Source organism: Salipiger mucosus DSM 16094 (assembly GCF_000442255.1).
GTDB classification, from domain to species: domain Bacteria; phylum Pseudomonadota; class Alphaproteobacteria; order Rhodobacterales; family Rhodobacteraceae; genus Salipiger; species Salipiger mucosus.
Genome location: NZ_KE557279.1, coordinates 151,260 through 165,570 on the forward strand (window position 1 = coordinate 151,260; position 14,311 = coordinate 165,570).

A 14,311-nucleotide genomic window follows, 5' to 3' on the forward strand; every position below is an offset into this window, starting at 1 on the left:
CCCTAGCCCTCGAAAAGGCGTGCGCGCGACCCAAGGAGGTGCGCGCGCATCAACAGCCGGGCCTGATCGGCCTCGCCATCGCGGATCGCCTCGAAAATCGCAAGGTGTTCGCCGTAGACATGGTCGAGGCCCCCGGCGGTCTGCTTCAGCGACAATCCGTGGAACTGCATGCCGACGGCGATATGCTCCTTGAGCGCATCCATCGCCGTCGAGAAGTAGTCGTTGCCCGAGGCAACCGAGATCGCGTGGTGGAACTCGAAATCCGCGTCCTCGCGGTGACGGCTTCGCGCGGTGGCATCCTGCATCACGCGAAGCGCCGCCTCGATCCCGGCCAGGTCCTCGGAGCTCCGGCGTTCCGCGGCCATCTCGGCCGCGGCGGGTTCAAGCACCAGACGGAACTCGTAGCAGCGCTTGAGATCGGCCAGGTTCTGCAACTGACCGAAGCCCAGCGGCTCGCGCGTGCCGAGCTGGCGGACGAAACTCCCCGCGCCCTGCCGCGAATAGATCAGCCGCTGGTCGCGCAGCTTGCGCAGCGCGTCGCGGATCACCGGGCGCGAGACCTCGAACTCGGCGGCCAGGTCGTGCTCGGTCGGCAGTTTCTCGTCCGGGGCATAGGCGCCCGACTTGATGGCGCGATGCAGCTTGTCGAAGACGACATCCGACAGGCTCTTGCGCTGCGCGGCGCCAGCTTCACGGCGCCCGGTCATCGTGCCGCCTCCCGGTCAAGGTGAGTGAGCCGCACCAGCGTGTCGGGCAAGCCGAAGCCGCCGGATTTCGTCACGACCCGCAGCGTGCCCGCCCGCGAGAGCGGCAGACCCGGAAGCGCCTCGCCCAGCACCTCGAGCCGGGTGATGCCGGCCGCGTCCAGCACCGCCTCGGCCGTGGCGCCGCCGGTCAGCACCCAGCCGTTCCGGCCCTGCGCGATGGCAGGGAAGGCCGCGCCCAGCGCGGCGGCGACCTCGGGGCCCGACAAATTGCCGCCAACCTCCTCCGTGGCCTGCAAAACCGCCACGTCCCCGTCCGGCGGCGCGCCGTCAAATCGCCCGCCCGGCGCCTCCAGAACCGTCGCGCCCGCCGCGCGCAGCGCGTCCAGCTGCGCCAGGGTGATGGGGTCGGTCGACCCGACGGCCACGGCGATCGGCCCGGACAGCTCGGGCGCCGGGTTCGTCGCGCCTCCCATCGACTCGGCCAGTGTCTCCGCCACGCCACGGGCGCCGACGAGGACGGCCCCCTCGGGCGCCTCGGCCAGCGCGCGGCGCATGCCATAGGCGCTGGTGACATCGGGGATCACGGCCCGCTCCGCTGCCGCGCCCAGTCGCGCGCGGATGTCGATGGGGTCCTCCACGCCAAAGCCCGAGACCGCCCCGTCGCGCACCACGCGACCGAAATCGGGGATTGCCGGAACCACAAGAAGCGGAAGCGCCGGCAACGCCGAGAGCTCGGCCTCGAGCGGTCCCTTGAGACGGCTGTCCACCTTCTTGAAAAGCAGTGCATCGGCCGGCACTTCGGCAATCGCGCGAGCGACCCGGTCACGCGCCGCATCCGGCGCGATCTCGCGCGAACGGGTCGAGACCGCCGTTACCGCCGCGTCCTCGGCCAGCGCCGCCATCAGCCCGTCCGGCCGGGTCGCGACACAGGCCGAAAGCCCGCGCGCCGCGAAAGGGGCGGTCGCGTCCAGCGCGCCGGTCAGGTCGTCGGCCACGATCACCACGCGGCGGGCCCCGAAGATTTGTTCAGTCATTCCCACAATTTCCTAGCTTCAAAAGGAAATCTCCAAGGACATATTTACATCCAAGCCCGGCTTTCACAAGATGTCTCGGCGGCGACGGGAGGGCGCGGCATGTTCGAACTCAACCACCTGCGATCGTTCCTGGCCGTCGCCGAAGAGCTCAACTTCCGGCGCGCGGCGCAGCGGCTGAACATCTCGCAGCCGCCGCTGTCACGCCACATCGCGCAGCTCGAGCACGAAATCGGCGCCCGGCTCTTCGACCGCACGAACCGTTCGGTCCGGCTGACCGCGGCGGGCAAGCGGCTGCTGGTGGATGCCACCGACATCCTGTCGCGCGCCGAAAGCGCGGCGCTGCACGCACGGCAGGCGGAACGCGGCGAGGTCGGCTCGGTCGTGCTGGGATTCGTTCCCTCGGCGGCGATCCACCTGGTGCCGCAGATCGCGGCGCATGTCCGCGACCACCATCCCGGGATCAAGCTCTCGCTGCGCGAGATGATGACCTATGAACAGATCGAGGCGCTGCTGGCGGGCACGCTCGAGATCGGTCTTTTCCGGATGCCGAACCGCATCCCGAGCCTGCCGCTGACCAAGGTCTGGAGCGAGACCTTCGTGCTTGCCGTGCCCCGCGATCATCCGCTCGCCACGGCCGAGCATGTCACCGTAGAGGACCTGCACGATCAGCCCTTCATCGGCTTTTCCTCCGAGCGCGGGGGCTTTCTGACGGGTGTCACCAGCGGCTTTCTCAGCGCGCGCGGAATCGTGCCACGGATCAACTACGCGGTCTCGCAGAGCCACACGATCATGCCGCTCGTCGACGCGGGCTTCGGCCTTGCGCTGGTCCCCGCGAGCACGCGGCGCATCTGCCTGCCCGGCACCGTGATCCGTGACATCGACCTGCCGCCGGACGTGCAGTCGGCGGTCTATATGGGCCTCGGCCCCCGGGACCCCGACCCGATCGTCGCCGAGGTGGCCGCCGCCGTCGAGGCCGCCTGCGCGGCCATGCCGCCGGATGCCGACCCCACCGTCGCGACCTGATGTCCATGACCGAACGAGACACCCGATGCCGACAGATTTCACCGTCCTGACCACCTCGCCCGGGTTCGCCACCCGGGGCGATCACGCCGAGCAACTCGCTCGCGCGGGCGCGCACCTGCTGCGCCACGCGCAGGACGACGCGGAGCTGCCGGAACTCGTCGCCGGGGCCCGCTACCTCGTGGCGGGCCTCGTGCCTGTGGACGCGCGGCTGCTCGACGCGGCGCCGGGGCTGCGGGGCGTGCTCAAGCACGGCGTCGGGCTCGATTCCATCGACATCAGGGCCTGTTCCCAGCGGGGCCTGCCGGTGCTGAACACGCCCGGCGCGAATGCCAGCGCGGTGGCAGAGCTGGCCCTTGGCGCGATCTTCGCACTCTGGCGCAACACCGTGCCGGGACACCTCTCGGTGACCTCCGGCGGATGGGACCGCCGCGTCGGCCGCGAACTGGGCGGCGCGACGCTCGGCATCCTGGGCTTCGGCCAGATCGGCCGGGCGCTGGCCGGGCTGGCGCGCGGCATCGGGATGGCGGTGATCGCCCACGACCCCTGGGCCGACCTCGAGACGGCCCGCGCCATGGGCGTGACCCTGGCAGAGCGCGAGGCAGTGCTGCGCGGGTGCGACGTGCTTTCGGTCCATGTCGCGGGCGGCCCGGACACGCGCGGCCTGATCGGCGTGCCGGAGATCGCCATGATGCGCCCTGGCACCACCATCCTGAACTTCGCCCGCGGCGGCATCGTCGATCTCGACGCGCTGCACGCGGCGCTGGAGACCGGGCAAATCGGCAGGGGCCGCGCTCGACGCCTTCGAGACCGAACCCCCCAAACATCACGCATCCGCTCTTTTCCGATCCGCGCGTGCTCTTCTCGCCGCATTCCGGGGCCGACACGCACGAGTCGCTGCTGCGCATGGGCCAGATGGTCATCGACGACATCTTGACGCTGGAGGCCGGCGCGCTGCCTTCCCGCACCGTCAACCGCAGCGCCCTGGCGCGCTGAGGAGGCCCCATGTCGAAGATCACGGAAATCCGCACCATCCGCATCGCGGAGCGCGCCAACCTCTGCTGGGTCGAGATCGTCACCGACGAGAAGCTGACCGGCCTTGGCGAGGCCTTTCGCGGCGCCGAGGCGGTCGAGCGCGTCGTGCACGAACAGATCGCGCCCTGGCTGCTGGGCCGCGACAGCCGGCGCATCGCCGAGGTCTCGCGCCACCTGCTGATGCCCTACATCGGCTTCCACTCCGCCAGCGCCGAAGTGCGCGGCGCAAGCGCCGTGGACATGGCGCTCTGGGATCTCGTGGGCCAGCGCCACGGCATCCCGGTGCACGAAGCGCTCGGCGGCGCCTGCCGCCCGGACATCGCGGTCTACAACACCTGCGCGGGCTATGCCTACAACAGCTCGAGCAAGCGCGGCCACCGCCGCGAGATCGGCGCTACCGACGAAATGCAGGGCCCCTACGACGACCAGGTGGCCTTCCACCGCGACGCGGGCGCGCTGGCGGAGAGCCTGCTCTCCGAGGGCTATGCCGCGATGAAGATCTGGCCCTTCGACAAGTACGCTGAAAGCTTCGGCGGCCAGACCATCACCCTGCCCGACCTCAAGGCCGGACTGGAGCCTTTCGCCAAGATCCGCGCCGCGGTCGGCGACCGGATCGAGATCATGGCCGAGCTTCACAGCCTCTGGAGCAGCCACGCCGCCGAGCGGATCTGCCGCGCGCTCGAGGACTACGGCGTCTTCTGGGTCGAAGACCCGATCGGCAAGATGGACGACGCCCGGGCGCTGGCCGACCTGCGGCGGCGCACCTCGGTGCCGATCTGCGGCAGCGAGACGCTGGGCGGCGCGGTGCCCTTCCGCGACCTGCTGGCCGCCGACGCGCTGGACGTGGTGATGGTCGACCTCGCCTGGTGCGGCGGGCTGACCGAGGGGCGCAAGATCGCGGCGCTGGCCGAGGCCTACGCCAAACCCTTTGCCCCGCACGACTGCACCGGCCCGGTGGCCCTGATGGCCGGGCTGCACCTCGCGATCCACGCGCCCACGGCGATCTACCAGGAGGTGGTGCGCGCGACGCTCTCGACCTGGTATCCCGAACTGGTGACCGGGCTGCCGGTGATCCGCGACGGGCGCGCCCAGGCACCGGCTGCGCCAGGGCTGGGTACCGCGCTGCGCCCCGAGGTCGCGCACCGCGAGGACGCCACCCTGCGTGTCGCGACCGGCTGACCGCCGCACTGCGCGCTTTCGCCGGTTTCCCCGCGCCCCCCCGGCAGGCTATGTCCGTGACGGTCGGCGCGCGGATCGCGCCGGCGATCAGGCAAACATAGGAACGGCGGCATGATGCGCACCTTCGGCCATCTTGGACTTGTTGCAGCGCTCACGGCCCCGGCGGGCGCGCAGGAGCTTCCGGCCCTGCCCCGCGCCGATCACGCGGACTGGACCGCCGTCGGCCGCGTCAATACGCGAGGCTACAACCGCCGCGGCATGTGCTCGGGCGCGCTGGTCGCGCCGGATCTCGTGCTGACCGCCGCGCATTGCATCGCGGGGCCCGACGGCAACCCGGCACGCACCGAAGACCTGCACTTCGTCGCGGGGTGGCTGGGCGGCGACTATGCCGCCGAAAGCGCCGTTACCGCCTACCGGGTCCACCCGGAGGCCTATGCGCGCGTCCATCTCGACATCGAGCACGACCTCGCGCTGCTGACCCTGGCCGACCCGATGGAGATCGCGCCGCTGCCTCTGGTCGCACGTGCCGCGCCGCCCTATGCCGTCGTTGGCTACCACGATCACCGCCCTCACATGCTGAGCGCCCGCTTCGACTGCGCGGGCCTTCAGGACCACGCCATGCTGCGCCTCGATTGCCCCGTGCGCCCTGGAAACTCGGGCGGGCCGGTGCTGTCGCGCGACGGTGATGCCTGGAGCATCACGGCAGTGATCTCGGCCGCGGCGCGGGGCGGCGCGCTGGCAGTGCCGGTTGACGACTGGGTGCGGCAATGGCTGGATTAGTCCAACCCCTACACTCCCAACTCGAAAACGGGCATAACCGCGTCGAATCGCACGACGAGAAGGACCACAGCGATGCATGACATCCGCGCCATACGCGACAATCCCGCCGCCTTCGACGCGGCGCTGTCTCGCCGCGGGATGGAGCCGCAGTCGCCCGAGGTCCTGAAGCTCGACGAGGCGCGCCGCGCCGCCATCCACGCTGCCGAGACCGCGCAGGCCGACCAGAAGGCCGCCGCCAAGGAGGTGGGCAAGGCCAAGGCCAGCGGCGACGAGGCCGAGTTCGAGCGCCTGCGCAAGCTGGTCGGCGACAAGAAGACCGAGGTCGCCGAGATGCAGGCGCGGGCCAAGGAGCTCGACGCCCAGCTGACCGAGTTCCTGATGGGCCTTCCGAACCTGCCCTACGACGACACCCCCGAGGGCGCCGACGAGGGCGACAACGTCGAGATCAAGCGCTGGGGCGAGCCCCGCGCCTTCGATTTCGCACCGAAGGAACATTACGACCTGCCGGGCGTGCAGGACGGCATGGATTTCGAGACGGCCGCCAAGCTGTCGGGATCGCGCTTCGTCGTGCTCTCGGGCGCGATTGCACGGCTGCACCGGGCGCTTGCACAGTTCATGCTCGACACCCACACCACCGAGAACGGCCTCACCGAGACCTGGACCCCGGTGCTGGTGCGCGAAGAGATGATGTACGGCACCGGCCAGCTGCCCAAGTTCGGCGAGGACAGCTACCAGACCCGCGAGGGGTGGTGGCTGGTCCCCACCGCCGAGGTGACGCTGACCAACATCGTCAACGGCCTCACGGTCGACGAGAGCTACCTGCCCCGCCGCTACGTCGCGCACACCCAGTGCTTCCGCTCGGAGGCGGGCAGCGCCGGGCGCGATACCTCGGGGATGCTGCGGCAGCACCAGTTCGAGAAGGTCGAGATGGTCTCGGTCACCCACCCCGACCGCTCCCGCGACGAGCTCGACCGCATGACCGGCTGTGCGGAGGGCATCCTCGAGCGGCTCGGCCTGCCCTACCGGACGGTGGTGCTCTGCACCGGCGACATGGGCTTCGGCGCGCGGCGCACCCACGACATCGAGGTCTGGCTGCCCGGGCAGGACACCTATCGCGAGATCAGCTCGGTCTCGGTCTGCGGCGACTTCCAGGCGCGGCGCATGAACGCCCGCTTCAAGCCGGAGAGCGGCGGCAAGCCGGAGTTCCTGCACACCCTCAACGGTTCCGGCCTCGCGGTGGGACGCTGCCTGATCGCGGTGCTCGAGAACGGGCAGCAGGCCGACGGCTCGGTCGACCTGCCCGAGGCGCTGCACCCCTGGCTCGGCGGCAAGACAAGGCTCACGGCGGACGGGGTACTGGTCTGACATGCAGCGGCTCGTGGCGATCCTGACCTTCCTGGCGGCGCTCGCCTTCGCCGCTGCCCCCTTCCTCACGCAGGGCTTCAACGGCTTCGACCCGCAGGCCTTCCCGGTGCCGCAGGAGGACCCGCCGGTGCAGCCGGCGGGCTACGCCTTCGCCATCTGGGGGCTGATCTACGCCTGGCTGGTGGCGGCAACCGGCTTTGGCGTCTTTGCGCGGCTCGACGAGCCGGACTGGCAGCCGCAGCGTCCCTGGCTCCTGCTGGCGCTGGCCGTGGGCGCGGCCTGGCTGCCGGTCGCCAACCTATCGCCCATCGCGGCGACGGTGATGATCTGGGTGATGCTGGGCGCCACGCTCAAGGCGATGTTCCTCGCGGGCGACATGGACCGCTGGTGGCAGCTCTCGCCCGTGGCGATCTTCGCGGGCTGGCTGACCGCGGCGGCCAACGTCTCGGTCGGGCTGCTGCTGGGCGGCTACGGGCTGCTGCCCGAGACCCCCGCCGCGCTGGTCGCCCTGGCCCTCGCACTGATCATCGCGCTGGTCGTGCAATACCGGCTGCACCGCGCCCCGCTTTACGGAATCACCGTGATCTGGGCGCTCGTCGGTATCATCGTGGCCAATTCGCAGCCGCTCAACATCGCCGTCGCCGGCCTTGCCCTGATCGGGATCTTCGCCATCCTCGCCCTGCGCGGCACCGACACCGAGTGACCCGACGGCGCCTGCCTCGCGGCGGGAAAAACGCGGAACCCCGGACGGCCCGCGCGTGTTACAGGCCGTCACCCGCAAGGGCTTCTGGAGTGCCGACGACATGCAGATCTTTTCCTGCCCCAATTGCGGGGCGCCACTATACTTCCACAACACCGGCTGCACCTGCGGCCAGCAGGTGAGCTTCGACCCCGACGCCCAGTCGATGCAGCTCGCCGGCGCGCTCTGCGCCAACCGCGGCGACATCGGCTGCAACTGGGTCGCCGAAACAGACGGGCTCTGCCGCGCCTGCGCGATGACCGAGACGCTGCCCGACCTGCGCGAGCCGGACAACCTTCCACTCTGGGAAACCTCGGAACGCGCCAAGCGCTGGATGCTCGCAAACCTCGCCCGCTGGGGCTGGTTCACCCCCGCCGACACCGGCGCGCGGCCGGTCTTCCGCATGCTGTCGGAAAACACCGCCGTCGGGCAGGACGAGGTCATCATGGGCCACGCCAACGGGCTCATCACCATCAACGTCACCGAGGCGAGCGACGCCGTCCTCGCCGAGCGGCAGGAACAGTTCGGCGAGCTCTACCGCACCATGCTGGGTCACATGCGCCACGAGGTCGCGCACTTCCTCCAGCTGCGCCTGCTCGAACAGCACGGCTTCGCCGAGGCCTTCCGCGCCCTCTTCGGCGATGAACGCGAGGACTATGGCGCGGCCCTGCAGGCCCACTACGCGAACCCGAAACCCGCGGACGACTGGCACATCACCAGCTACGCCACGGCGCATCCGCACGAGGACTGGGCCGAGACCATCGCCCACCTGCTGCACCTGGTCGACCTGCTCGACAGCGCCGCGGCGGCCGATCTGGCGCTGCCCGACGGCCCCCCGCACGGCTACGATGCCTACGCCGAGCAGGACACCGAGCGGCAGATCGCGCTCGCCATCGACCTCTCGATCGCCATGAACCACGTGAACCGCGCGATGGACCTGCCCGATCTCTACCCATTCGTCCTGACGCAGGGCGTCCGCAAAAAGCTCGCCTTCGCGCACGAATGGCTCAGGCGCGACGGACGCTCCTGAGTCTCACGGCGCCCGCACCTTCTTCTTGTTCCAAATACGCAGGGCGAGGCTGAGCCCACGCCAACTAGATTCCGCGCGACAGGATTTTTCGCCGAGAAGCCTTCCCGGCACCACTCTCGGAGCATGGCCACCTGAGCGCCCGGGCCCAAGGATCTTTTGACGGAAGATCCTGCACGCCCGGACCGCAGGCGGTCAGCCGCCCTTTTTCTTGAGGTGTTTCTTCAGTGCGCCCGCGTTCTTTTCGCGCCGACCCTTGTAGGGATTCCGCTCGCCCTGCCCGCGCATCCACAGCCGGATCGGCGTGCCGGGCATGTCGAAGGCCTCGCGCAGACCGTTCACCAGATAGCGCGTGTAGCTGTCGGGCATCTTGTCGGGGTGCGAGCACATCACAACGAAGCCCGGCGGCCGCGTCTTGGCCTGCGTCATGTAGCGCAGCTTGATCCGGCGTCCCTGCGGCGCGGGCGGCGGGTGGCTCGCCACCATGCCCTCGAGCCAGCGATTGAGCTGACCGGTGGAGACGCGCCGGTTCCAGACGTCCCAGGCCTTCATCACGGCGTCCTGCAGCCGGTCGAGCCCGCGTCCGGTGCGTGCCGAGATGGTCACCAGCGGTGCCCCGCGCAGCTGCGGCAGCAGGCGGTCGAAGGCCTCCTTCAGATCGCGCAGCTTTTCCTGCTTGCTGTCCTCGATGTCCCACTTGTTCACCGCCACGACCACCGCGCGCCCCTCGCGCTCGGCCAGGTCGGCAATGCGCAGATCCTGCTGCTCGAAGGGGATCGCCGCATCCAGCAGGACCACGACCACCTCGGCGAACTTCACCGCGCGCAACCCGTCCGAGACCGAAAGCTTCTCGACCTTGTCCTGCACCTTGGCCTTCTTGCGCATGCCGGCGGTGTCGAAGATCCGCATCGGCACCCCGCCCCACTCGGCGCGCACCGAGATCGCATCGCGGGTGATGCCGGCCTCGGGGCCGGTCAGCAGCCGGTCGTGGCCCAGGATCTTGTTGACCAGCGTCGACTTGCCCGCGTTGGGCCGGCCCACCACGGCGATCTGCAGCGGCCGCTCCTCCGTGGGCTGCGGCGGGCCGTCGGGCACGGTCTCGCCGTCGACGTCCTCATCGTCGGGCAGCGTCACGTCGGTCTCGGGCGCCTCCTGTGCGGCGCGCTCGGCGTAGCTGTCGGCGAGCGGCTGAAGCGTGCCGTAGAGATCCGGAATGCCCTCGCCGTGCTCGGCGGAAAACCGAAGCGGCTCGCCCAGGCCCAGCGCATAGGCCTCGAGCACGCCGGCGTCGGCGGCCGAGCCCTCGGCCTTGTTCGCCACCAGGATCACGTGATCGGCCCGCTTGCGCAGGATGTCGGCAAAGAGCTCGTCGGTCGGTGTCACGCCGGTGCGCGCGTCGATCATGAAGAGACAGACGTCCGCCATGTCCACCGCGCGCTCGGTCAGGCGGCGCATCCGGCCCTGCAGGCTGTCGTCGTTGGCGTCCTCGAGCCCCGCCGTGTCGATCACGGTGAAGCGCAGGTCGCCCAGCTTCGCCTCGCCCTCGCGCAGGTCGCGGGTCACACCGGGCTGGTCGTCGACCAGCGCCAGGCGCTTGCCGACAAGTCGGTTGAACAGCGTGGACTTGCCCACGTTCGGGCGGCCCACAATGGCAAGGGAAAAGGTCATTGTCTGCGCTCCGGCGTCACGATGTGCCGCGATACAGCATTTCGGCAGGCCGCGAAAGGGGCCGCGGCGGGCGCAATACGGCGTGGCCAGCCCAGGGCGGAGTGCCGCGCGCATGGGCAGCCGGCGCGGTCCGGCCGGTCGAGCGGCCCCTGCCCTCTTGCACGCGTCACAACCGCCGCGTAAACCGCAGCCGATTGAACTATTCCTCCGGGGGCCCCGAATGCCCGTTCTCGTCATGAAATTCGGCGGCACCTCCGTCGCCACGCTCGACCGCATCCGCCGTGCTGCCAAGCGCGTCGGCGTCGAGGTCGCCAAGGGCTACGACGTCATCGTCATCGTCAGCGCGATGGCCGGCGAGACCAACAAGCTGGTGGGCCACGTCGAGGAAACCTCGCCGCTCTTCGACGCGCGCGAATACGACGCCGTCGTGAGCTCGGGCGAGAACGTGACCGCGGGCCTCATGGCGCTCACCCTGCAGGAAATGGACGTGCCGGCGCGCAGCTGGCAGGGCTGGCAGGTGCCGGTCCAGACCACCAGCGCCCACAGCGCCGCGCGCATCGTCGACATCCCCAGCGAGAACATCACCCGCAAGTTCGGCGAGGGCATGAAGGTGGCCGTCGTGGCGGGCTTCCAGGGCGTCAGCCTCGAAGGCCGGATCACCACGCTGGGCCGAGGCGGCAGCGACACCACGGCTGTCGCCTTCGCGGCCGCCTTCGACGCCGAACGCTGCGACATCTACACCGACGTCGACGGCGTCTACACCACCGATCCGCGCATCTGCGAGAAGGCCCGCAAACTCGACCGCATCGCCTTCGAGGAGATGCTGGAGCTCGCGAGCCTCGGCGCCAAGGTGCTTCAGACCCGGTCGGTGGAACTGGCCATGCGCTACAACGTGAAGCTGCGGGTGCTCTCGAGCTTCGGGGAACAGTCGGACGAGGCCGGAACGCTGGTCTGCGACGAGGAGGACATCATGGAACTGAACGTGGTCTCGGGCGTCGCCCATTCCCGCGACGAGGCGAAGATGACGCTGGTCTCGGTCGCCGACCGCCCCGGCATCGCCGCGGCGATCTTCACCCCGCTCAGCGAGGCGGGCGTCAACGTCGACATGATCGTGCAGAACGTCTCGGACGAGGGCCGCACGGACATGACCTTCTCCTGCCCCACCAACCAGGTGAAGCGCGCCGAGGAGGCCCTGACCAAGGCCAAGGACAGCGGCTCGATCAACTACCACGACCTGATCGCCGACACCGACGTGGCCAAGGTCTCGGTGGTGGGGATCGGCATGCGCTCGCACACCGGGGTCGCCGCGAAGATGTTCAAGGTGCTCTCGGACGAGGGGATCAACATCAAGGTCATTACAACTTCCGAGATCAAGATTTCGGTTCTGATCGACCGGAAATACATGGAACTCGCGGTTCAGGCACTGCATGATGCCTTCGAACTGGAGAAGGCGGCCTGACCCACCACCGGGCCGGCCCAATTCACGGGCAGGGAACGGGAATTTCTCAATGCCAGACGGCACCGAGAGCGAAAGCCGCAAGCTGCTGGGCCGGCTGCGCGACCTCATGGCCGAGGACGCGGCAGGCCAGGCGCGGCTGGACAAGATCACCCATCTGACCGCGGATTCCATGGGCAGCGAGGTCTGCTCCATCTACCTTTTCCGCGACGAGGACACGCTCGAGCTCTGCGCCACCTTCGGCCTCAAGCAGGAGGCCGTGCACGAGACCCGCATGCGCCTGGGCGAAGGCCTCGTGGGCCGCGTCGCGCGCACCGGCAAGATGGTCAACGCCGCCGACGCCCCCTCCGAGCGCGGCTTCCGCTACATGCCCGAGACCGGCGAGGAACTGTTCTCCAGCTTCCTCGGCGTGCCGATCCAGCGGCTGGGCGAAAAGCTGGGCGTTCTGGTCGTGCAGACCCGCGACAAACGTGAGTTCACCGCCGACGAGATCTACGCGCTCGAAGTGGTGGCGATGGTGCTGGCCGAGATGACCGAGCTTGGCGCCTTCGTCGGCGAGGGCGCGGCGCTTTCGGCGCGCCACACCGCACCGGCAATGATTCGCGGCGGCATCGGGCAGGAAGGCAGCGCCGAGGGGCGCGTCTGGCTCCACGAACCGCGCGTGGTCGTCACGAACTTCGTCGCCGACGATCCCGCCACCGAGCGTCAGCGCCTGAAGAAGGCGGTCGAACGGTTGCGCGTCAGCGTCGACGAGATGCTCGCCGGCGCCAGCGGCGAACAGCTCGAGGTGCTCGAGGCCTACCGGATGTTCGCCAACTCCAAGGGTTGGCGCAAGCGCATGGAGGAGGACATCGACCGGGGCCTCTCGGCCGAGGCGGCCGTCGAGAAGGAGCAGAGCCAGGCCCGCGCGCGCATGGGACAGGTCACCGACTCCTACCTGCGCGAACGCCTGCACGACCTCGACGACCTGTCGAACCGCCTGCTGCGCATCCTGACCGGCCAGGGCCGCGAGACCGGCGCCGAAATGCCCGAGGACCCGATCCTCGTGGCGCGCAACATCGGCCCCGGGGAATTGCTCGACTACAACCGCCGCCTCAAGGGCATCGTGCTCGAGGAAGGCTCCGTCGGCAGCCACGCCGCCATAGTGGCCCGCGCCCTCGCGATTCCGCTGATCGTCAACGCGGGACGTATCACCACCGAGGCGCTCAACGGCGATCACATCATGGTCGACGGCGACCAGGGCCTCGTGCACCTGCGCCCGGACGACACCGTGGTCAGCGCGTTCCGCGACAAGATGGCCATGCAGGCCCACGCGCAGGAACGCTACGCCTCGATCCGCAAGACGCCGGCGGTCTCGCTCTGTGGCAAGCGCATCGGGCTCTACATGAACGCGGGTCTCCTGGCGGACCTGCCCTCGCTGCCCTCCTCGGGCGCCGAGGGCGTGGGCCTCTTCCGCACCGAGCTGCAGTTCCTGATCCGCAACAAGATGCCCCGCCGGACCGAGCTGGTGCAGGTCTACGAGCGGGTGATGGAGGCCGCTGGCGGCAAGCCGGTGGTCTTCCGGACGCTCGACATCGGCTCGGACAAGGTGCTGCCCTACATGAAGCCCACCGACGAGCCCAACCCGGCGCTCGGCTGGCGGGCGATCCGCGTGGGCCTCGACAAGCCGGGCATCATGCGGATGCAGCTTCAGGCCTTGCTGCGGGCCTCCGCCGGCCGGCCGCTCAGCATCATGTTCCCCTTCGTGGCGCAGTTCGAAGAGTTCCGCGCCGCGCGTGCCGAGGTCGACAAGACCGTCGCGGTCGAGCGCAAGCTGGGTCACGCGGTCCCGGATTCCATCACCGTGGGCACCATGCTGGAGACACCCAGCCTCGCCTATGCGCCGCGCAAGTTCTTCGAAACCGTGGATTTCGTCTCGATCGGGGGCAACGACCTCAAGCAGTTCTTCTTCGCCGCCGACCGCGAGAACGAACTGGTGCGCCGCCGCTACGATACGCTGAACGTCAGCTTCCTGACCTTCCTCGAGCAGATCGTCGAGCGCTGCACCGACACCGAAACGCCGCTCAGCTTCTGCGGCGAGGACGCGGGCCGACCCGTCGAGGCGGTCTGCCTTGCCGCGATCGGGCTGAAGAGCCTGTCGATGCGCCCGGCTTCCATCGGGCCGGTCAAGAGCCTGATCATGCGAACCGACCTCGCGGCCCTGCGCGAGGTCATCCACGACGCCCGCGAACGCGGCGAGCAGTCGGTGCGCCCCGCCGTCATGGCGTTCCTCCGGGACCAGGGCTGACCTCGATCGCCCGA

At 69.5% G+C, this 14,311-nt stretch carries 12 protein-coding genes; 9 read left to right on the top strand and 3 right to left on the bottom strand.

From position 1 onward, the window contains the following. Positions 1-2: 2 nt before the first annotated feature. Together SALMUC_RS18015 and SALMUC_RS18020 are read right to left on the bottom strand one after the other, a co-directional pair. The gene (locus SALMUC_RS18015; protein WP_020039110.1) at positions 3-707 is read right to left on the bottom strand and encodes a FadR/GntR family transcriptional regulator; all 705 of its coding nucleotides are present in this window, start codon (positions 705-707) and stop codon (positions 3-5) included. Then, positions 704-1,741 carry a four-carbon acid sugar kinase family protein gene (locus SALMUC_RS18020; protein ID WP_020039109.1) on the bottom strand — a complete coding sequence of 346 codons (1,038 nt, stop codon included), beginning with the start codon at positions 1,739-1,741 and terminating at the stop codon, positions 704-706. Before SALMUC_RS18020 ends, SALMUC_RS18015 begins: the two co-directional genes overlap by 4 nt. 99 nt (positions 1,742-1,840) lie before the next feature. Here SALMUC_RS18020 and SALMUC_RS18025 point away from each other — a divergent pair, with 99 nt between their 5' ends. The 7 genes from SALMUC_RS18025 to SALMUC_RS18055 all read left to right on the top strand — a co-directional run bounded on the left by SALMUC_RS18025 (position 1,841) and on the right by SALMUC_RS18055 (position 8,889). Further along, positions 1,841-2,764 carry a LysR substrate-binding domain-containing protein gene (locus SALMUC_RS18025; RefSeq protein WP_020039108.1) on the top strand — a complete coding sequence of 308 codons (924 nt, stop codon included), beginning with the start codon at positions 1,841-1,843 and terminating at the stop codon, positions 2,762-2,764. A gap of 25 nt (positions 2,765-2,789) precedes the next feature. Continuing rightward, complete coding sequence (locus tag SALMUC_RS18030; RefSeq protein ID WP_021120593.1) at positions 2,790-3,698, top strand: NAD(P)-dependent oxidoreductase; 909 nt, start codon at positions 2,790-2,792, stop codon at positions 3,696-3,698. 68 nt (positions 3,699-3,766) lie between these two features. After that, complete coding sequence (locus SALMUC_RS18035; RefSeq protein ID WP_020039106.1) at positions 3,767-4,975, top strand: mandelate racemase/muconate lactonizing enzyme family protein; 1,209 nt, start codon at positions 3,767-3,769, stop codon at positions 4,973-4,975. A gap of 111 nt (positions 4,976-5,086) precedes the next feature. Then, complete coding sequence (locus tag SALMUC_RS18040) at positions 5,087-5,755, top strand: trypsin-like serine peptidase (RefSeq protein WP_020039105.1); 669 nt, start codon at positions 5,087-5,089, stop codon at positions 5,753-5,755. 72 nt (positions 5,756-5,827) lie between these two features. Next, positions 5,828-7,120, top strand: coding sequence for a serine--tRNA ligase (gene serS / locus SALMUC_RS18045; protein ID WP_020039104.1), 1,293 nt, complete (start codon positions 5,828-5,830; stop codon positions 7,118-7,120). Between the two features lies 1 nt (position 7,121). Continuing rightward, on the top strand, positions 7,122-7,823 hold the full coding sequence (locus SALMUC_RS18050) for a hypothetical protein (protein WP_020039103.1): 702 nt from the start codon (positions 7,122-7,124) through the stop codon (positions 7,821-7,823). Between the two features lie 100 nt (positions 7,824-7,923). Then, positions 7,924-8,889, top strand: coding sequence for a zinc-binding metallopeptidase family protein (locus SALMUC_RS18055; RefSeq protein WP_037372258.1), 966 nt, complete (start codon positions 7,924-7,926; stop codon positions 8,887-8,889). A 192-nt stretch (positions 8,890-9,081) separates the two neighbouring features. On the opposite strand, the gene der is transcribed toward SALMUC_RS18055, so the two are convergent. Continuing rightward, positions 9,082-10,554 (bottom strand): ribosome biogenesis GTPase Der, encoded by a 1,473-nt coding sequence (gene der, locus SALMUC_RS18060; protein ID WP_020039101.1) that lies wholly within the window; start codon positions 10,552-10,554, stop codon positions 9,082-9,084. A gap of 220 nt (positions 10,555-10,774) precedes the next feature. Here der and SALMUC_RS18065 point away from each other — a divergent pair, with 220 nt between their 5' ends. Both SALMUC_RS18065 and ptsP read left to right on the top strand, forming a co-directional pair. Then, positions 10,775-12,013 (top strand): aspartate kinase, encoded by a 1,239-nt coding sequence (locus tag SALMUC_RS18065; RefSeq protein WP_020039100.1) that lies wholly within the window; start codon positions 10,775-10,777, stop codon positions 12,011-12,013. 49 nt (positions 12,014-12,062) lie between these two features. Then, positions 12,063-14,297: a phosphoenolpyruvate--protein phosphotransferase gene (ptsP, locus tag SALMUC_RS18070; RefSeq protein WP_020039099.1), complete on the top strand. Its 2,235-nt coding sequence runs from the start codon at positions 12,063-12,065 to the stop codon at positions 14,295-14,297. Positions 14,298-14,311 lie beyond the last annotated feature (14 nt).

Coding starts and splice junctions, on each gene's coding strand:
- SALMUC_RS18015 (WP_020039110.1), bottom strand. CDS start 707: ATGACCGGGCGCCGTGAAGCTGGCGCCGCGCAGCGCAAGAGCCTGTCG.
- SALMUC_RS18020 (WP_020039109.1), bottom strand. CDS start 1,741: ATGACTGAACAAATCTTCGGGGCCCGCCGCGTGGTGATCGTGGCCGAC.
- SALMUC_RS18025 (WP_020039108.1), top strand. CDS start 1,841: ATGTTCGAACTCAACCACCTGCGATCGTTCCTGGCCGTCGCCGAAGAG.
- SALMUC_RS18030 (WP_021120593.1), top strand. CDS start 2,790: ATGCCGACAGATTTCACCGTCCTGACCACCTCGCCCGGGTTCGCCACC.
- SALMUC_RS18035 (WP_020039106.1), top strand. CDS start 3,767: ATGTCGAAGATCACGGAAATCCGCACCATCCGCATCGCGGAGCGCGCC.
- SALMUC_RS18040 (WP_020039105.1), top strand. CDS start 5,087: ATGATGCGCACCTTCGGCCATCTTGGACTTGTTGCAGCGCTCACGGCC.
- serS (WP_020039104.1), top strand. CDS start 5,828: ATGCATGACATCCGCGCCATACGCGACAATCCCGCCGCCTTCGACGCG.
- SALMUC_RS18050 (WP_020039103.1), top strand. CDS start 7,122: ATGCAGCGGCTCGTGGCGATCCTGACCTTCCTGGCGGCGCTCGCCTTC.
- SALMUC_RS18055 (WP_037372258.1), top strand. CDS start 7,924: ATGCAGATCTTTTCCTGCCCCAATTGCGGGGCGCCACTATACTTCCAC.
- der (WP_020039101.1), bottom strand. CDS start 10,554: ATGACCTTTTCCCTTGCCATTGTGGGCCGCCCGAACGTGGGCAAGTCC.
- SALMUC_RS18065 (WP_020039100.1), top strand. CDS start 10,775: ATGCCCGTTCTCGTCATGAAATTCGGCGGCACCTCCGTCGCCACGCTC.
- ptsP (WP_020039099.1), top strand. CDS start 12,063: ATGCCAGACGGCACCGAGAGCGAAAGCCGCAAGCTGCTGGGCCGGCTG.